General features: G+C 60.5%; 16 protein-coding genes. 8 read left to right on the forward strand and 8 right to left on the reverse strand.

What is annotated here, in order from left to right; translation table 11 throughout:
- The first annotated feature begins 39 nt into the window (after positions 1 to 39).
- The 5 genes from LHJ54_RS12545 (at position 40) to LHJ54_RS12565 (ending at position 3625) form a co-directional block, all read left to right on the forward strand.
- Complete coding sequence (locus tag LHJ54_RS12545; protein WP_228244219.1) at positions 40 to 510, forward strand: hypothetical protein; 471 nt, start codon at positions 40 to 42, stop codon at positions 508 to 510.
- A gap of 755 nt (positions 511 to 1265) precedes the next feature.
- Complete coding sequence (locus tag LHJ54_RS12550) at positions 1266 to 1697, forward strand: LexA family transcriptional regulator (RefSeq protein WP_228244221.1); 432 nt, start codon at positions 1266 to 1268, stop codon at positions 1695 to 1697.
- Positions 1694 to 2968 (forward strand): Y-family DNA polymerase, encoded by a 1275-nt coding sequence (locus LHJ54_RS12555; protein ID WP_228244222.1) that lies wholly within the window; start codon positions 1694 to 1696, stop codon positions 2966 to 2968. The genes LHJ54_RS12550 and LHJ54_RS12555 overlap by 4 nt, the downstream gene beginning before the upstream one ends.
- Before the next feature lie 17 nt (positions 2969 to 2985).
- Positions 2986 to 3228, forward strand: coding sequence for a hypothetical protein (locus LHJ54_RS12560; RefSeq protein WP_228244223.1), 243 nt, complete (start codon positions 2986 to 2988; stop codon positions 3226 to 3228).
- 88 nt (positions 3229 to 3316) lie between these two features.
- Entirely contained in the window at positions 3317 to 3625 is a 309-nt protein-coding gene (locus LHJ54_RS12565) for a WGR domain-containing protein (protein WP_228244224.1), read from the forward strand.
- On the opposite strand, the gene LHJ54_RS12570 is transcribed toward LHJ54_RS12565, so the two are convergent.
- On the reverse strand, positions 3619 to 3795 hold the full coding sequence (locus LHJ54_RS12570) for a hypothetical protein (protein ID WP_228244225.1): 177 nt from the start codon (positions 3793 to 3795) through the stop codon (positions 3619 to 3621). The genes LHJ54_RS12565 and LHJ54_RS12570 overlap by 7 nt on opposite strands.
- A gap of 38 nt (positions 3796 to 3833) precedes the next feature.
- Here LHJ54_RS12570 and LHJ54_RS12575 point away from each other — a divergent pair, with 38 nt between their 5' ends.
- Complete coding sequence (locus tag LHJ54_RS12575; RefSeq protein WP_228244226.1) at positions 3834 to 4103, forward strand: HU family DNA-binding protein; 270 nt, start codon at positions 3834 to 3836, stop codon at positions 4101 to 4103.
- A 162-nt stretch (positions 4104 to 4265) separates the two neighbouring features.
- Here LHJ54_RS12575 and tcmP read toward each other — a convergent pair whose 3' ends face one another.
- Genes tcmP through LHJ54_RS12595 form a run of 4 tightly spaced genes read right to left on the reverse strand, consistent with a single transcriptional unit; the run spans position 4266 to position 11542 of the window.
- Positions 4266 to 5435, reverse strand: a complete 1170-nt coding sequence (gene tcmP / locus LHJ54_RS12580) for a three-Cys-motif partner protein TcmP (protein ID WP_228244227.1) — start codon at positions 5433 to 5435, stop codon at positions 4266 to 4268.
- On the reverse strand, positions 5432 to 6163 hold the full coding sequence (locus tag LHJ54_RS12585; protein ID WP_228244228.1) for a DUF5131 family protein: 732 nt from the start codon (positions 6161 to 6163) through the stop codon (positions 5432 to 5434). The genes tcmP and LHJ54_RS12585 overlap by 4 nt, the downstream gene beginning before the upstream one ends.
- Before the next feature lie 42 nt (positions 6164 to 6205).
- Positions 6206 to 6646, reverse strand: a complete 441-nt coding sequence (locus tag LHJ54_RS12590) for a hypothetical protein (protein WP_228244229.1) — start codon at positions 6644 to 6646, stop codon at positions 6206 to 6208.
- 9 nt (positions 6647 to 6655) lie between these two features.
- A complete protein-coding gene (locus LHJ54_RS12595; protein WP_228244230.1) occupies positions 6656 to 11542 on the reverse strand; it encodes a type ISP restriction/modification enzyme in 4887 nt (1628 codons plus the stop codon).
- Between the two features lie 1035 nt (positions 11543 to 12577).
- On the opposite strand from LHJ54_RS12595, the gene LHJ54_RS12600 reads away from it, so the two are divergent.
- On the forward strand, positions 12578 to 14086 hold the full coding sequence (locus tag LHJ54_RS12600) for a hypothetical protein (RefSeq protein WP_228244231.1): 1509 nt from the start codon (positions 12578 to 12580) through the stop codon (positions 14084 to 14086).
- A gap of 294 nt (positions 14087 to 14380) precedes the next feature.
- On the forward strand, positions 14381 to 14809 hold the full coding sequence (locus LHJ54_RS12605; RefSeq protein WP_228244232.1) for a hypothetical protein: 429 nt from the start codon (positions 14381 to 14383) through the stop codon (positions 14807 to 14809).
- Between the two features lie 345 nt (positions 14810 to 15154).
- On the opposite strand, the gene LHJ54_RS12610 is transcribed toward LHJ54_RS12605, so the two are convergent.
- The 3 genes from LHJ54_RS12610 to LHJ54_RS12620 all read right to left on the reverse strand — a co-directional run bounded on the left by LHJ54_RS12610 (position 15155) and on the right by LHJ54_RS12620 (position 17947).
- The gene (locus LHJ54_RS12610) at positions 15155 to 16192 is read right to left on the reverse strand and encodes a hypothetical protein (protein ID WP_228244233.1); all 1038 of its coding nucleotides are present in this window, start codon (positions 16190 to 16192) and stop codon (positions 15155 to 15157) included.
- A gap of 101 nt (positions 16193 to 16293) precedes the next feature.
- Positions 16294 to 16752 (reverse strand): response regulator, encoded by a 459-nt coding sequence (locus LHJ54_RS12615; RefSeq protein ID WP_373457084.1) that lies wholly within the window; start codon positions 16750 to 16752, stop codon positions 16294 to 16296.
- On the reverse strand, positions 16748 to 17947 hold the full coding sequence (locus LHJ54_RS12620; RefSeq protein WP_228244234.1) for a hypothetical protein: 1200 nt from the start codon (positions 17945 to 17947) through the stop codon (positions 16748 to 16750). Before LHJ54_RS12620 ends, LHJ54_RS12615 begins: the two co-directional genes overlap by 5 nt.
- Positions 17948 to 18083 lie beyond the last annotated feature (136 nt).

Consider the following 18083-nt stretch of genomic DNA (forward strand, 5'->3'; position numbering starts at 1 on the left):
ACAGATGATCGGGAGAGCGAAAATCGCTACAATGGTGTCATGAAACCCGAGACCTCCGTGACGACCAGACTCAGCAAACCGCAACTTTCCTGGGAGGTTGACGGTCGGCTTCACTCGCTCACGTTCGACGGATCTCATGGGACGTACTGCTCGCCCGATGGCGAGGTCATCGAAATGCCGCGGGAGGGATGGCTGGCCCTTGTCGAAGCGGTCGCCCGCCTCACGGACGAACCAACAAAGATTAGCCCGCCGCTTCGCGCAACTCCGGCAAAACCACCCAAGCCTCGCGGGCCGAGGAGTGGGCAAGGCTGGTCGCCCGAAGAGGACGCTCGCGTCCTTGCCTGGTTCAACAGCGAGACGACGCCGATCGCCGCCATCATGGGCGAGCTGGGCCGCAACGAGGGTGGCATCGAATCCCGCCTTGTCCGCCTCGAGGCTGCGCCCGATCGTGAAACCGTCCGCCGCGCGTATCTTCGCCGGACTCCCAGCGACGGTATTAACAGCAAATGAACGGCGTCTATTCGTCGCCTCGTGTGGACGAGAGCCGAGCGTCCTTCGAGGCCATGCTTGAGGGGTGCTTCTGGTTGTTGCGCTCGTTTGATCGAGAAAGCCAGACAGACGCCTCCCTTCACCTTTGCTACGCGATCGACGCGCTCCGCCGGCATCCCGCAGCTCGCCCGCTCGACTTCGCCCTGCATGATGCGGAAGCTACGGCGCTCCTCGAGCCGATGAATTGAAAAATGGCCACCATATGTCGGTTCGCGGATCTCACAGTTCGGTGCTGGTTTTCACACAAGAGGTAGAATGACGAACAACCTGACAAATTCGGCCTTAGACGAGCCTAAACGCTGGTTTTATTGCGACATCCGCCACGTCTCTCATGGGGAAATCCACGAGGATTTTGACGGCAGAGCTTTTACGTTGAAGATCGGGCCCTTGCTCTTTCAATTTGTCGTCGCACTCCGAGAACCTGTGCGGAAGCCCACATTCCCCAACTGAACGCATTAGACCGCTGATTATTTTGGATCGTTGGAGATACCGGCTGCGACGCGTGGCGTTCATATGCGAGATAGCGGCGATCGCTGCGATGACTATCGCCGGCCTGGCGTCGGCGCTTCATGGCGCTTGGCTTGCAGCACCCGAGCTTTTGGCACGTTTACAACACCTTCTGTGATCGCCGGACTGGCTTTTTGACGTCCAACACAGGTTGGCTGTTCCCTACATGTTCTGTTTCGCGCTACCAGAGCCCGCGAAAGCGGGCACAGATGCAACATCAGATTCGACTGACAGAACTCCAATGGGCCGACACCCGGTCCTCGATCGCGCTCGCTATGGTGCGCGTTCCTGCAGGGTTTCCCAGCCCCGCCGAGGGCGAGGAAGACGACCCCATCGATCTCAACGCATGGCTGATCGAGCAACCCGCGGCGACCTATCTGATGCGGGTCGAAGGCTGGTCGATGACCGGTGCAGGGATCAATGACGGTGACCTGGTCGCGGTCAGCCGTGCGAAGCAGGCAATCGCCGGCGACGTCGTCGTGGCCGTGGTGCATGGCGATCGCACCCTGAAGCGCCTCAAGAAGCTGGATGGACGGTTCTGGCTCGTTCCCGAAGCTGAAGGCTACCCGCACCTCGAGGTCGACGAATACACCGAGATCTGGGGCGTCGTCGTGGGGCTGGTCAGGCGCTATCGCCGATGAGCGGTCCGATCGCCTTATGCGACTGTAATTCCTTCTACGTTTCCGCTGAGCGCGTCATGGATTTGTCCCTTCGCGGCGTTCCGGCGATCGTGGCCTCGAACAACGACGGCAATGCGGTTGCCAGATCTGCGGAGGCCAAGGCGCTCGGCATCAAGATGGGCGATCCCATCTTCAAGATCCGCGATCTTATCAAGGCGCACGGGGTGGCGGTCCGCAGTTCGAACTACACATTGTATGCCGACATCCAGCGGCGCGTGCTGGCAGCGACCGAACCGTTCGCGCGCGACATCGAGATCTACTCCATAGACGAAAATTTTCTCGATCTGACCGGCTTCGAACACCTCGATCTGGTCGACCATTGCCAGAAGCTACGCGCGCAGATCCTGCGGTGGACCACGATCCCGACCTGTGTCGGCTTAGGGCCAACCAAGACGCTCGCCAAGCTCGGCAACGCGGCCGCCAAGAAGAACCCGATCTTCGACGGTGTCTCGGACCTGCGCGACGACTATATCCGACGCTACGTGATGGACCGGTTCGACGTCGCCGACGTGTGGGGGGTGGGGGGCGCAACCGCGCGCAAGCTGGGTGATCTCGGCATTCGAACCGCTGGCCAGCTCCGCGACATGCCACTCCGGCAGGCGAGGGGACTTGGCACCGTCGTTCTTGAGCGCCTTGTGGCCGAGCTCAACGGCGTCCAGGCAGATGCGGTGGAACTCGTCGCTCCCGATCGCAAGGGCATGGCGGTGACGCGCTCGTTCGGCACGCCGATCGCCGACCTCGAACAGCTGATGGGGGCGGTCTCGCAATTCGCAATGCGCGCCGGCGAGAAGCTGCGCCAGCACGGCCTCGTGGCAGGGCGTATGGCGGTGTTCTTCCACACCAATCGCCACAAGCCGGATCGGCCGCAATATGGCGCGTCGCGGGGCGGGGCGCTGCATCCCATGACCGCCGACAGCTTCGAGCTGATATCCCTTGCCCGGCGCTTGGTCGAGCGCGCGTATCGCCGCGGCTTCGAGTTCACGAAGGCGGGCATCATGCTCGAGCAGCTGGCGGCGGCCGATGCACGGCCGCGCACGCTATTCGAAGACCAGGACCAGTCCGCCCAGCGCGAGCGGCTCATGGCGGCGATCGACGACATCAACGGCAAGTTCGGCCGCATGACGGTTGTGCCCGGCAGCCAGGGGTTCAAACGGCCATGGAAGATGCGCGCCGATATGAAATCGCCGGCATGGACGACACGAATAAGCGACTTGCCCGTAGTGAAGGCATGACCGCCCCCGAAGATAATATGGACGATCGCCTGACGCTGCAGGCGCTGCGCGAGGAAATGGTTTTCACCCGCGTCCTGCTTGGCGAGCAGTATGCGACGTCGATCGACGCCGGCGCCGCGACGCGCGAAGAGATCACCGCGCACATCCTGAACTGCGGCCGCATCGCCGAGCATCTGTCGAACAACCAGACGTCGGCGATCGCGGATGCAGCCAAGGCGATGATCGCAGCCCTTCCCGAAGGGTACCGGGGCGAGGAATGATCGAGTGCATGAATCACAAGATGCCCGGTGATGCAAAAAGCCCGTTTCACCTGCAAAGCGCACGCCCTTAGTGCTATCCACTATGTCTTTGACCGATCTCGCCGGCGCTACTCTGATCGAGCTCACCGCCGTTGATGAAGGTCGCAACTGCCGTCGAGCCTATCGTATCGAGCGCACCGAGGATCTTTTCGGGCACCAGCTGATCGAACTGTCATGGGGCCGGATTGCGGGGCCGTGTCAGACGAAGCGTCTATCGGCGCCGTCAGCCGCCGAGGCGATCACCGTAGTTCGCAGAGTGCTCGCGCGCCGCGCGTCCGCGGCCACCCGGATCGGCGTTGCTTACACGCGACAGGATGCCGACAGCATGGCAGCGCCTGGAGCCTCTGCCCATCAATAGTCGAGGTTTCGCCGCTCCATCTGGTCGGCCGCGAGATCGGCCACCGGCCCGGTGCCGCCCGTGAGGCTGTAGATCTCGATGACCTGATCATCCGGCAGGCGCTCGACCAACAGCCTCACAGCCGTAGCGTTCTCCTGATCCAGGATCATCTTGGCTTCGGATTTGGTCATGATATGCACCCTGTCGAACTACATAAGGTGTCGATTACATGAATTTGAGCGAACTGACCAAGACCGTTGCCTCTTCCACCGGCGCGACCGAAACCGCCACAAAGGCAATGATTGCTGCGGTCTTCGACGCTATCGCCGCTTCAGCAGCGAAGGGCGATGACGTGGCTATTCCCGGTTTTGGCAAATTCACCGTCAAGAGCCGCCCCGAGCGTCAGGGACGGAATCCTGCGACCGGCGAAGCCATGACCATCAAGGCATCGCGAAAGGTGTCGTTTGCGGCTGCAAAAGGACTAAAGGACCGCCTGTAGCGGTCGGCCTGGCATGAGATTAAGAACAAACCGATGGCATCAGACGCCGGCAGCATGAGACGAGTCTCGTTTGGAGATTGCGGAGACGTCTCTTTTCGAAGTTGCGCTTACCTATTCCAGATTGATAATATTTCTTATGTTAAATCAATGGGTTATCCGACCTTAGACCGCAAAGACGCGATATTCGTCAGACGGAACGCGTTTTCCGGAAGGCCATCCGGGGAATTCGATAGCGGCTTCTTTTCTGAGGCTGTTAGCAATCGCCCCTGCATCGGTTTTGCGTATCGCGTGGGCAGCAAGAAGCCTTGGCCAGACCGAACCCCAAGCAGCGCCCGGACTTTTCGTAGCTATTTCAAGAAGCGTCGATCGGGCAGCGGCGCGCTCTTCGCCTAAAAACTGCCGATGTGAAACTGCCGGCTTTTCCCATTCCGTCCCGAATAATGAAGACTGACCCGCTGTTTCGCGCTTCGCGATGCTCATCTGCCCGGCGATCGTCGATTGTGCTTCCAGTGCTTTAACCTGGCAGTCTCTGAAAACCTCAATACCTCTGGCATCGCGGGTGCCGTAGACGAGGAAGTAGTAGGTTCGGTCCTTACCCGGATATCGGATGTCGACATCAGCGACGTAGGTGAAGCCGCCCACCTCCCGAACGGCATCCTTGAAACATTCCAAGAATGCCGCCTTGCGTTCGGCAGGACCGGCGTTGGGATCGTCCGAGACGGCTGCAAGACGCGCTCGCCAGTCAACCCCGGGAAAAAGCCGATCGTAGGTGTTCGATAACGACGGCAGGACCGTGAATCGATTGGCGAAATCGAACATGAAATTGAAGACAACTTCGCTCCGTGGGCGAGACAGAAGCGGCCGCAAAGCCTCGAGGTCGATCTTGAAGCCCTTAGGGTCGATCAGAGAAAACGTGAAGGCGCGCGACGGGAGCGAATTCGCGATCGTGGGGGCGAGGCCGACAAAGTCTCCCCGATGCGGATGCACCGTCACCTGTGAAAATTGCCCTCCAATTCCGCTGAGTTCTCGAAACGGGCCAATCTGCTTTTCGACCAAGTGAGCTGTCATCCGAACATCACGGCGCCGCTGCGGCATCTCAAGCCACGATTTCCGAGCGGCGGTCAGACTTTGGAGCGCTATGCCGAACGATGTGTCGGCATAAGCTTCGTCCTCGCTTTTCCAGGGGCCAGAATAGCCATCTACATAGACCACCTCGTCGTACACGCTCGCGATTTTGTGGACGAGCCGCTCCAGATATGAGCGCAGGAAATGGTGCTTTACGAACGCTTGTTCTCGCCCAACATAGTGGGATGGAACGTCGATTTCGATCACGCGGCAACCTGAATCGGTAACTCGTTCCACTCTCTGCCATCGAGCTCTCGGCCTCCAGTCTTCGGCCGGATCCCGCCCCACTGCTTGAAGAAGAATGCGACGTCCTGGCCCTGGCATTGCTCGCGGATCTCACGAACCCATTCGACATCCATTGCGCGCGCGCCGGGTCCGCTTTCACCGCCGACAATTACCCAATGTATGCCGGACAGGTTGAGCTCACCCACGGGAGCGATCAACGGTTCGATGGAAAGAAAGCGCACTCCGGCAGGCGCGGCGCGCAGATGGTCGATCCTCGATCGCGCCTTGGCCTCTTCGACCGAAACTCCATGCCAGATATGTAGCGGCGCAGAACGGTCAGCATATCTGGTGCGCAGATAATCGCGCATCCGCGACGAGCGCTTGCTGAGGAGCTGGAATACATGCCAATCGGCCGCTTCCATCGTGTCGAAAACGCGATCGACGAACGAACGCGGAACGCTCTTGTGAAATAGGTCACTCATCGAGTTCACGAAAATCATCCGCGGCCGGCGCCAATTCAGGGGCTGCTCGAGACGTGAATGCCTCAGCGTGAGATCGAACCCATTCTCGAACGGGTGACCGGGTACGCCCCTAAAACGCTCGGCGAAGCGAAGCGCATAGCAGTTGTCGCAACCGCGCGTGATCTGCGTGCAGCCCGTCACCGGGTTCCACGTGGCATCGGTCCATTCGATCGCGCTACCGTCAGCCATACCTACTTCCAGAACAAAACGGAAACTCTCATATCTAAGCTCTCAGGGCAATTCCAAATCGGTTTCGGCATCCGCAGCCTCTTCCGCCACATCTTCGAGAGGCTCAAATCGATAGGTCTGGAGATCGATGCGCATCTGCTTCGTCAAAGCCTTGACGCTGTAGGCACCGCCGTCGGTCCAGCTCGCGCTCTTGGTATAGCCGTAGACCTCGGCATGCTTCACCATCTCATCATGCGGGGCCACGTACCAGCAGCCGTCGTCATGGAACGCCAACCAGATGCTTCGACCGAAGTATTTGCGATCGATCATCCAGCGCCCCTTCAGCTGGATGAGCTTCGTGTCCCCCGTCGCTTCGTTGTAGAGGATGAAATCGATTCCGCCGTCGTAAACTGGCAGGAAGGCGTTGTAGCCATTCGCCAACGCGAGGCTGACCAACGAATTGCGATTGATTACCTCGCGGACCTGGCTGCGATAGCGGCTCATTACCTTGTCTCAGGCCTGCCATGTCGGAAGGGAGCTCACAATCTCGCGCGTTCGCAGGCTTATCGCGATGACCCGGGCCAGAAGGTCGAACGGGTATCGCGGGTCGCCCGCTTCTTCGCGCGCATAGGCATTGGCGTCCTTGGTAATGCCGGACGCCGTGTCGGTGCGGACGCCCTGCCACTCCATCACCCATTCGATCGCCGATTTGCCGTTCACGACATAGTCGTAGGCCTCGAGCGGTACGCCGGTCAGAGTCAGATTGTGATTGTAATGGATGGTACTGCGATCGTAGGCGCCCTGCTTGCCGCCGAAACGCATCTTGTCGACGCGCCAGAAGGTGGCGGGGTCAGGAATGTTGATGAGCCGCAGATCGCCTTGGGCCAGCGTGACGGGGAACGGCTCGACCGTTTCGAACCCACAGTGCAGGTCGGCGAGCTTTCGGCCCGCGCGCTCGAACGCATCGAACACGGCCCGGTCTGTCGGCACCGGGAGGCGCGGCAGCTCCTTGGCCAGCGTATCGGCAAAGCGGGCGCGGTAGTCGGGGGCGTGGAGCAGGCCGTAGGCGTAGTAGAATACCGCCTCGTGGCCGAGTGCCGGATCGCCTAGCACGGTGCGGTAGGCGTCAAGCGCTTCCGGCGTGATGCCGGGACGGCGGCGATAACGACGCTCCCCTTCCCCGAACGTCTCGTCTGGAGCGAGGTCGGCGTCCGGGGCGGCGGGCTCATACAGCCAGAGAGGGAAGCATTGCGAACCGCCGTCGCTCTGCAGATCGGGAACTCGGTCGACCATTAGCGCGAAAGAGCCCGAGCCGTCAGACCGCATCTTAATCATGATGGCGCGGTTGTCGCAGTCCGCCGCCGGAAAGATCGACGGCATCTTGTAGACCATCTCGTTCAGTGCGCGGTCGAAATAGAGAAACTGAGGAGTAAAGGGCCGATACAGCGATCGCGTGATTGCGGCTTCGTTGTAGGCTAGCGGCCGCCCTTTAACCGCCATGTCCTTCAACGCGCGGGTCCAACTGATCTTACGGCTGTCGGTGTCAACGAACCGGTCGATCGCGTCCTCCCGCTCCTTGCGGGTCGCCTTCGAATGGGCCGTGTCGAACCGCTTAAGCTCGGCATTGTAGGTGTCAATCATACGGCCGATATTGACAGCAAGCGCGGCGCGCGACGGGTTGTAGGCCCACCAGTCGCGCTGCGTCTTCACGCCGGCGGAATAGCTGGCAAAGAGCTTGATCTTCTCCCTGCCCCCCTTGTCGCCCATCGCCATCAGCTCGGCGAAGCCGCTGTCGCGCTGGTTCAGCCAGTCGCCGTGCTCGTCGGGCTCGAACAACCGCCACCCCTGACGATCACCGATGCCGTTCATGCTGCCCAGGCGCGTTACCTCTGCCAGCTTTTGCTCGCGGGTGAGGTAGTCGTCGACGGCGTGGAAATGGATGCGACCGTGGTGGTCGGCGTCCGGGTTCTTGACGAAGAGCCACACCGCGATCGGTGTGCGCGTGCCAACACCAAAGACATTATCCTTTTCGCGGCGGCGCTGCTCGCCAGAGGTTCGTGCATCACCCTTGAGATGGAAGATGTAGAGCTCGGCGAATTCCTCCTCGAGACAGCGGCGGATGCCGTCAGCCGAGTTGCCGTCGACCCAGCCCCCGTTGGTGACGAACGAGACGATGCCGCGGTCGCCGATCCGGTCGGATGCCCAGCGCATCGCGCGGATGTAGCTGTTATAGAGCCCGTTCTTGTTCCGCGCGCCCGAGCGCGCCGCATAGGTATCGCGGACGCGACCATCGAGGTGCGGGTAGGCGACGTTGGCGGCGTTGTCGTTCGCGCTGTCCTGTCCGTCCGAATACGGCGGATTGCCGATGATGACCCGGATATCGAGCGCCTTCTGCCGGGTGCGGCGCCCGCTATTGTCGCGCAATTGCTCGGCTACGAGGTCGTCCTTCTCGTAGAGCTGGAAGGTGTCGGTGAGGCAGATGCCCGGGAAAGGCTGGTAGTCGCCGCCCGACAGTTCGTGGAACGTCGCTTCGATGTTGATCGCTGCGATGTAGTAGGCGAGCAGCACGATCTCGTTGGCGTGGATCTCGCGCGCGTATTTGCGCGCTAGCTGGTCCGGCGGAATCAGCCCCGACTGAAGCAGCCGGGTGACGAAGGTGCCGGTCCCGGTGAACGGATCGATGATGTGCACACCTTCCGACGCCAGCGTCTGCCCGAAGCTGTCCCGCAGCGCCTCGTCGACCGAGCGGATGATGAAATCGACGATCTCGACCGGCGTGTAGACGATGCCGAGCTTCTTCGACAGCGTCGGAAAGGCGGTCTTGAAGAACTTGTCGTAGAGCTCGAGCACGATCTTCTGCTTGGCGGCCGCGCTGTCGATGCCGGCGGCGCGCATCCGGACGCTCGCGTAAAACCGCTCGAGGCCTTCGGCTTCGCGGTCGAGATTGTGGCGATCGAGAACGCTCAGCACGCTTTCGAGCGCTCGACTGACCGGATTGGAGGCAGCAAAGTCGTAGCCCTCGAACAGGGCCTCGAACACGGGCCGCGTGATGAGGTGCTGGGCCAGCATCTCGATCGCCTCGGCCTCGGTGATGCTGTCGTTGAGATCGTCGCGGATCTCGGCGAGGAACCGCTCGAACGCGGCGCGTTCCTCGCTCTTGGGCGTCGCGACGATCGCGGTGATGCGCGTGACCTGCGCCTGGGCGATGCCGGCGACGTCCCTGGCCCACTCCTCCCAATAGGTACGGGTGCCGCATTTCTTGACGATCCGCGCCATGATCGCGCGGCTGACCTCGTCGAACTGGAAGGCAAGCTTGCTTTGAGCTGGTCCTGGCGCGGCAGGGCGTTCGTCGCCGGGGTCGGTGTCCCCCGCCCCGCCCTCGCCGCCGATCCCGATGCCGCCGCCTGCGTTCTGCGTCCGCGCCGGCAGCTCGTTCGCGACGGCGACGATCTCGATGCGGTCGCCCGGATCGACGCCGAGGTCGATCTTGTTGATCGTCGCGTCGAGGCGCTCGTCATGGCTGCGGAGCGCGTTCAGGATCTGCCAGACGACGCGGTATTTCTCGTTGCTGTTGAGCGCGTCCTCGGCTGCGACACCCGCCGGAATGCCGACCGGCAGGATGACGTAGCCCAGCTCCTTGCCCGGAGCGCGCCGCATAACGCGCCCGACCGCCTGGACGACGTCGATCTGGCTCTTGCGCGGATGAAGGAAGAGGACCGCATCGAGTGCTGGCACGTCAACGCCCTCCGACAGGCATCGGGCGTTGGTAAGGATGCGGCACTCGTCGTCGCGTCCCGTATCGGCCTTGAGCCAGCTCAGCAGATGATCGCGCGCCTTGGCGTTGAACCCGCCGTCGACATGCTCGACCGCAACCTCGAGCGGCGGCATTTCCTCTGCAAGCGCGGGCGCCGCCGTCTCCAGCGAAGCGCGCCAGTCTGCCGCCACCCGCCCGAACTCGGCCGCGACTGTCTTGGAGGCTGCGATGCTCTTGGCGAATGCTATCGCCCGCCGCATCGGCCTCGGGGAGCCATTCGCCTCCCCGGCGAAATCCGCCTTGGTCAAAGCCTTGTAGCAGCCAACCAGCTTGGTCGCATCGTCGAGCACGAGCGCGCTGTCGTCGTCGGCGAGGCGCGCCTGAAGGCCTGCGGCGACGTCGGCCTCGTTGATGGCAAGGACGATCACCTTGTAGTCGGTAAGGAGGTCGTTCTGGACCGCCCACCCGAAGCTGCGGGTGAACAGCGTCTCTCCGTAAAGCTCAGGGTCGTCCATCGAGACGAGCGCGGCATCCTCGTCGCGCGCGACCTGGCGCACCGCTTCGCCGTACACGCGCGGTGTCGCCGTCATGTAGAGCCGCTTGGCGCCGTGGATGTAATCCGCATCATGCACGCGCACGAAGTTGCTCTCGTCCTCGCCCGACAGCGTGACGCCGGTGGTGCGGTGGGCCTCGTCGCAGATGATCAGGTCGAAGGCCGGCAGCCCGAACTTCTCCTGCGCCACGGCTATCGTCGGCAGCGACTGGTAGGTAGAGAAGATCACCGTCATACGCGCGGCGTCGGGCGCACTTGCCTTGGCCGCGAGTACCGACGCATTGGTGGTGGCCGGGATCTCCAAGTCGTGCGCGTCGATGTCGGTGGTGTCGTCGCGGCCGCGCCGGACGCCGACCTGGGTATCCGAGCACACCGCGAACGAGCGCAGCGGCGCCTCGCTGTCGATCGACCACTCGCGCACCGTCTGCTGCATAAGCGCCAAGCTCGGCACGAGGAACAGCACGCGCCCTCCCCTGCCCGCCATCGCTTCGGCGATCTTGAGGCCGGTAAAGGTCTTGCCGGTGCCGCACGCCATGATGAGCTTGCCGCGGTTCGCGGTGGCCAGCTTCTCGGTAACGCACTCGATCGCCTCGACCTGGTCGGGCCGCGGCTGCTTGCGCTCGATCAGCCGCACGGTGCCGTCGGCCGCGAACGCCGCCCAGTCGATGCCGCTGTCCTCGAGTTCGGTCAGTCCGACCCGCTGGGTCTCGATTGCTTGGTCGCGAAAGGTGGTCTCGGCGTGATCGGTCCAGTTGACGCCGGTCGTGTCGACGAACAGCCGCCGCGCGAATGGTGCGCGCGCTGATGCTGCGAGGAAACCGTCGATGTCCGCGCGCTGTATCCGGTAGCCTTGCGCATAGAACTTGCACTGGACCGCGCACCAGCGGCCTGGATCCTCGGCAAGCTCCGCGACCAGATCGATGCCGGTGTCGGTACCGCTCTCGCCGCGCTCACGGGCAAAGTCGGCATAGGTCAGAACGCGGGTGTAGCGCCCGGCCTGGGTCGGAGCGTGCTTGAGCCAGAGCTTGGTCAGCCGCTCGAAATAGGTGCCCTTTTCGCGCTGCGACCGCGCATTCGATCGATAGTGTTCCAACAGTTTGCGAAAAGGTGAAGTCACAAATTGTCTTTCGATGGCGCGTTCCGAAGCGTTGTCCCCGACCGGTTCATAGGAACCGATGGTCCGTTATCGACGGCAGCCTCTCCGTCGAGCCGGATTGGTGATCCAAGCGATAACTTTGAACGTTCTAGATTTCCATACATGATCGCTGGCATTGAAGTGATGGCGATGTCGCGTTCTGGGCCGTAAGCCGCCAGTCCGCTGCCGCGCGCGCAAATGAGGAAAGCCGCCCTTCGGCTAACGACCCCATTGCGGACATTCATCAGTTCGCTAGGCTCGGCATGTGAGGAATTTCAGCAAACACGCCTTGCTTGCTTTTCTACTGGCGTTTTGCGTTGGATGCTCATCTCCACCTTCCTCTATCTGTGCAATGCCCCAGAACCGGCATTTCTGGCAGGGAGTAGAGGTGACGTGGCGCGGCGAGATCATTGACGTGATGGCACCGCCTCACGGGGGCGGTATATACTTCACGGACTACCGGTGCGGCGTGAACATTGAACTAGACCCAGGCACCGTTCCGAAGCTCTACTCAGCAGTGGAAGATTGGTCTGGTCACCTGGCAGTTGCCCAATTCGAGGTGAGTGGGCGGTTGTCTTACAAGGATGGCGACGTCGTGCTTCGTCCCGCAAGGCTCAAACGGACCTCGCCGTGGCTGACTGAGGAGGGGTTTGACTTATACATGGAAAAGCGGCGAGCCACTCTCATCCAAAAGGGCCTGCTGACGATCCCTTCGCAATGACCGCTTCCCACCCACGAACGGTCAGTAGGGGCGTCGATGCGAAAGCCCGCAACCTGCCTGACAGCTTCGACGGGTTTCGCGCCAGCAGCCGACATTCTGCAAACGACCCCGTTTGCGACACCGTCAATCCCTTCCAACACAAGCGTGACAGACTGTGGTAAAGACTGAGGCTATCGGGTCCGAATGACTTTAGGAAAAACGCGTCAGTTAACGCTTTCGTTCTGTATGGGCATTATCGATCGGGCTCATCGATCGAGAGCCAGGGAAGACACATGCGGGCGCGCTCAATCTTTGTGGCCATTGGCGCACTGAGCGCAATCGGCGTCGCCGCGACTGTCACCCTTACGAAACGAGAACATATCGCGGCGACTCCGGTCGACGCTTATCTCACGAAGGAGATACGCTCCGCCTACCCCGGCTTCATCGGTCAGGACGCAGAACTCGCAAGGTCGAAGGCCACAAAATTGGTCGAGTATCTCGTCGGCCCCCACAGCGACGAACGCGAGTGGTATGCGCAGTCAGCCGAGGAGCGAAGGTCGGGCGAGTTGCGCGCGGAAGCCGATTGGGAACAGGTCAGATCGACGCCGTGTGCCGACTTCGGTGTCGGTACGGCACCGCAGCTCTGCATCGAATATGTCGGGCCGCCGACGATCACGATCGGCACGCCAGTGACATACCGGGTGCGCTGGCGAAACCTTCCGGCAGGCGGGTACATCCGCGTGTGGTCGCGCAATGCGGCGCCCGCGGGGGAGCGGTGGAAATACATGGGGGCCTATGGTGCCGTATCGCCCGAAACGCTCGGTGGCAAAGCGAGCGGCGATGTGCGGGTGAGCTGGGACGGTCGGAGCATCTACTGCGCTCCTGCGGACGGACCCATGATGTGCGACGCCGGCGAAGTCGGCCGATATGTTTTGCGGGCGGCGATCATGACCGGAAGCGATCCGTTCTGGCCCAGCTGGCCTGCGCGCAATCCGGTGCCGGTTGAGCGTTACGCCCGATCCGAGACTGCCTCCTTCACGCTCGAGGGACTGCCGCAGCCAGTCACAAGCGACGACCGATTCCGGATGCACCCTTATCGCCGTGACATCATCGAAGCGCTGAATGCGGCACTGCCCAAGGACACGGTCAACAGCTGGTATGTCGAAGACCGCATCGACCGCCTCGGTCCGTGGCAGAAGCACCTGTTCTCATATTGCGCGAGCCTCGCCCTCGATGCGCCATTGTCGGGCTCGCTTGACGTGTGCTTCCCCCGCCGCAAGCGCGATACGAACGGCATTGCCCTGGCGCCCGGCGATTTCACCGCTAGCGGCAACGCGCGGCTGTTACCCGGAATTCTCGGCGCGAACACTGCGAAAGCCATGGCGAAGGCCTACGCGATCGGCCTGACCAACAGGCAGGCGACCTATCCCGCCTATCCGGGCGAGAGCGACATGGTGCGAACATTGTTCCGTGATGTGAAGCTTTATGACGGCGGCTATCAGGACTTGCGCGACGCGGCCCGCGACGCCAAGCTGACCTATGTCGAGGTCGACCAGCCTACGGCGACCCTTCAGACAGAAGGTCGGGGAAGTTGGTGGCTCGTCGAAGCAGGCCTTCGGATCCAGACCATCGACGGCCCCACCATCAAAGATTTCGGTCACATTTGGCTTCGCGTCGACCACGACGGACGTGTTTGCCGCGTTGAACCGGCGGGCGAGACCAAGGGCAAAGGGCCTGATCGCCAAAACCTCTACACCGCGTGCATACCGGGCAGCCAGCGACGGATCGAGTTGACGAAGTGAGGATTTGGCAGGATTTGGCTGCCTACCTCTCGTCCGATACTGCGGAGACGATACGGCACAGAGGCCTAACTGGCGTGCGGCTTAACGAGAACGGCCTGGAGGGAGCCTAACCGCGAAGTCCGCCCTTGGTGCCCCCAAAGCAGACATTCAACTTTCCACCCATCTTCGGCCATGAGCCGGGGCGATGCGAGAGCCCGAAAGCGGTATGGCGGCTTTGCCGCGGTTCAGGTAAATTCCTGCCGTTCAGCAATCGACCCCATTGCCGCCATCAAGACATTGAGCGATGCTGGGCAGATGAAGAGCGTTCTAGCTACCATTCTTGCCTTCCTACTATTCGGGTGCGCCGAACAGGTTGAAGAGGCCTACGCCACCTATGCCGATGCAGAGCGTGCCGGTGCGGTCGAACGAGGGTGGGTTCCGGCGTTTGTTCCTTCGAGCGCACATGACCTTAACGAGACGCATGATCTCGACACATCGGCCCAGACGCTTCGCTTCAACATACCTCCATCAGATGTCGCGAGAATGGTTGCAGGTCTTCGGCTCGTCTCGACTAGAGAAGGCGATGCAGCTGCTACCTTGAACGAAAGGCACGGTCTCGGCTTAGCATCTGAGGTCTATGTTGTTTGCTCCGAGCCGCGAAATGGTGCTCTGGCAGTCGACCGCGAAAGTGGCAGAGCGGTGTTCGATACAACCATAAACTGGCTAGACGACGCCTGTCGTTGAGGTTGCTATCTGACGGCAGGAATCCACCCAAAGTCCGACATTCCACGCGTTAAATTGCGACCCTGAAAGCTGCCGGTAAAACTCTATCCATCTTGCGGCAGAAAGTGGGCCGGTTGCGGAATGACCGCTGTTGAGACGAGGTCATAGCAAAGCGGACGCTCGAACGGCTGAGCGTCCTGATATCAAAGCGCGCTGAATCAAGGTCTTAGTAGTCCCGCCAGTTTGCGCCAGAGCGTCGCAGAAATCGCACGTTGAAAGTTCGCCAGTCATCTGCGACCTGCGTTACGTTGCCACGCGTGAAGCTGGCAGTGGCGAAGCGAAAATATAACACCTGATGCGGCCCGCTCACTGCTGAAAATAAGATTCTAAGAACTCTACGGTAAATCGGGCGGAAATCACACATCCGTAAGAGTGGAGCGTGTCGTCCTTGTCGCCTCCAGCGAGATCCACGACGGTCTTGGCGCAAATCACATCCGGCATGCACGATGCGATGTGTGCGGCACGGTGGACGGCGTAAACTTCCATATCGAGGCCTGAGACGCGCCGGTGCAAAGCCGCCACTTGCAACATGTATTCATCGCTCGCGATGACTGCGGATCCGCTCGTGAAGGTGGCGAGCTTGGGTTGGCTCATCTGCATTGGCCGTTTCAGCCTCAGACCATGTTCAAGACGAGGAAGGAGGCCAGGATCTTCGATGAGTGCGCGTGCCAACACCCGCACTCTTTCACCAATTGGAACTTGGTAGGGCTCACCCGAAAAGCCCTCGTCTGACCACTTGCCTGACTGATACTCATATGCGAGCTCGGGGACTAGCAGCTGCCCAAGTTCGGCACGGTCAGTAAAGCCGGCACAGATCCCACTCATCGCGACGATCTTTGGTCTGAACCTTTCGATACACTTGCCTGCAATGATCGCGGCGTCGACTAGGCCCATTCGCGGCATTTCCACAATGGTGCCACGCCGCCCGGCAATCGTGACGTCAAGACGAGTAAGGTTGTCGTTCGACTTCGCACTTCCGCCGAGTTCCTCCATCGCTGTGTATGGCGCACGCTCCTTGCGCAGCGCGCAGAAGATGATGAAATCCATCTGCTCAGCGCTCTGCAATTCCAGAACCATCTGCTTCAGAACTCCTTGCCAAACTTCTTTGTGATTGAAGTCCAGCAGTAGGCATCCACGGCTTTCGAATTGTGCGCGGATGTCCGAGAATTCCTCTGGGTAGGCGCTAATCGCCAGAAGTTTGACGTGACCCGCGCCTGCTTTGTCTATCGCCTGAAGAATTCCGACACCATTATTGTCTTGAGTTGCGCCTTCAAAGGCTGGCAGGCGAAGGTCAATGATGCAGAGCTTCACCTCCGGGTCGAACGCGCCCAGGAACTCAGCCATATCCTTAGCTGGGATTATGCAGGACCTCGGGACGCCCGCGTGTTCAAGGCAAGATGAAATCTCACCCCGCTTGGTGTCATCATCCTCTACTACCAATATTTTCATAAGAACTTCTTCAACAGGGCAGTGAGTTTCGTGTGATTGGACGGCGAGCGATATTTATAGAGCACGCTCCCCACAACGTCTTGGTTATAGCGCCGCGAGAGAACCTTAGGCGCTTCCGTAAGTTTCAGCCTTTTGCCGCCAAAGGTGATGTCGGGATATTGCGTAATGATGATAATCTTGGCTCTAAGGTTCCGTGACTTGAGAGCGCGAAGGACCTCGACCCCGCCCTGCGCCTGATCGTATCCACGCCCCGCCGCGTCCCCCTCGGCCGTGAATGTCGGGAGTGCCATGTCTAGAATGATCAGATCGTAATCCCGCTCTGACACGGCGGAGTAGGCAGCGCTAACGCTGTCGACATGCTCAAGCTCAGCACCCCCCGCAAAGAAGCCCTGAAGAGATGCAGTTAGCTCTTCCTTCTTGTGCGGCTCATCTTCTACGAGCAGGATCTTCCTAATAGCTCATCTCCTCGTCGACGACTTCCGCCTTGAGCTGGAAGCTGATCTCAATCTTGTCTCCGTCGACAGTTGCCTTAACAGTAGATTCGCCCTCGTTCAGCCTTGTGATAAACTTGACTTTCTTGATCCCCGAAAATCCCTCGGTGACCATATCATGACCAGTTTCTGAGAAGTCGAGGGCTGCTCGTACGCGCGCGATGCGCTCGTTCGCTCCGCTCGCTGGGAGAGAGGAGCAAACAGCGACGTTCAGTACGTGGAGATTCGTCGTCTGCACTGGCGCTGTCGTCATCCTCACTGTCACCGCCGAGCCTGTCTGCCCATGCTTGAAAGCGTTGCCGAGCAGTACCGCGAGGCAATCGTATAGCCGGTGCACGGAGATTCCGAAATATTTGGTATGTTCGCGTTCCCCTTCGACCTTGGTCGGCGTCGAGGAGCGGCCATGCTCGATGTCGATGATATTGCAGATCTCGGCGATGGAGGCGGGCACGAACCCGGTTTGTGGAACTTGGAACCAGCTTGCGACCTGCGCGAAAACAGACGCGATTGCATTTTCAAGTGCTGACTTGACCTTCAGCTCCTCTGGTCCGTTGAAACGCTGTAGCGCTTGGTCGAGCTGCTGCGTCATTTCCTGCATCATCTTTACTCGGATGTGGCTCGACGCAGATTCAAGCTGCGGGCCGATCTGGCGCCAGCAGAAGGTTACGATGAGTTCATCGAGCATCTCAGCCCCGGAAACGCGCAGGGTATGGACCAGCTGTTGCAGGTTGCGCATGGTGACGGTCTCTGAGGGATCGATGTCGGAATTGAACAAGGCATTGGGGCGGGCGTCGGTACGGAACTGCAAAAACTCCTTACGCATGCGCTCCACGAAGACATTGAAACCTGATTGCCAGCTTTTTAGCGCCGCTCCGAACGGAGTGCCCTTAATCACCGGTTCGAATTCGCTCTTTTGGAGCACCGCGTCGACGCTCTGCGTCATGACACCATGGAGGGTGTTGTGACGTATGCGTCTTCCGAGATAGGATTCGATGCCGAACTCGTTATTGACGCAGAACTCCCGAAAAGCCTCCGTTGCTATGCGCTCGACAAGATATGCGTCCGTGGCGCCGATTTCGACGATGTCGATTGACGCCTGCTTGCCGGTGGAAGTCACAACGTTTTTGCTACCGGTGAGGCGCGCAGTAAGTGCGGGCAAAAGCTCCTTGTACCGCTTGACGTGCTCCCCGGGAACTCTGCCAGTCTGAGCTAGAGTCCTTCATGAAGGAGGACGACGATGAAGCGCAGCAGATTTACCGAGGAGCAGATCATAGCGATTCTGCGGGAGCAGGAAG

The sequence above is a fragment of the Porphyrobacter sp. GA68 genome, assembly GCF_022605525.1.
In the GTDB taxonomy this organism is placed as follows: Bacteria; Pseudomonadota; Alphaproteobacteria; order Sphingomonadales; family Sphingomonadaceae; genus Qipengyuania_B.

Bases quoted from the DNA above. Each gene is read 5' to 3' on its own strand.
- LHJ54_RS12605 (WP_228244232.1), top strand. From the start codon at position 14,381: ATGAAGAGCGTTCTAGCTACCATTCTTGCCTTCCTACTATTCGGGTGC.
- LHJ54_RS12545 (WP_228244219.1), top strand. From the start codon at position 40: ATGAAACCCGAGACCTCCGTGACGACCAGACTCAGCAAACCGCAACTT.
- LHJ54_RS12570 (WP_228244225.1), bottom strand. From the start codon at position 3,795: ATGACCAAATCCGAAGCCAAGATGATCCTGGATCAGGAGAACGCTACG.
- LHJ54_RS12590 (WP_228244229.1), bottom strand. From the start codon at position 6,646: ATGAGCCGCTATCGCAGCCAGGTCCGCGAGGTAATCAATCGCAATTCG.
- LHJ54_RS12550 (WP_228244221.1), top strand. From the start codon at position 1,266: ATGCAACATCAGATTCGACTGACAGAACTCCAATGGGCCGACACCCGG.
- LHJ54_RS12600 (WP_228244231.1), top strand. From the start codon at position 12,578: ATGCGGGCGCGCTCAATCTTTGTGGCCATTGGCGCACTGAGCGCAATC.
- LHJ54_RS12575 (WP_228244226.1), top strand. From the start codon at position 3,834: ATGAATTTGAGCGAACTGACCAAGACCGTTGCCTCTTCCACCGGCGCG.
- LHJ54_RS12560 (WP_228244223.1), top strand. From the start codon at position 2,986: ATGGACGATCGCCTGACGCTGCAGGCGCTGCGCGAGGAAATGGTTTTC.
- LHJ54_RS12610 (WP_228244233.1), bottom strand. From the start codon at position 16,192: ATGGCTGAGTTCCTGGGCGCGTTCGACCCGGAGGTGAAGCTCTGCATC.
- LHJ54_RS12555 (WP_228244222.1), top strand. From the start codon at position 1,694: ATGAGCGGTCCGATCGCCTTATGCGACTGTAATTCCTTCTACGTTTCC.
- LHJ54_RS12585 (WP_228244228.1), bottom strand. From the start codon at position 6,163: ATGGCTGACGGTAGCGCGATCGAATGGACCGATGCCACGTGGAACCCG.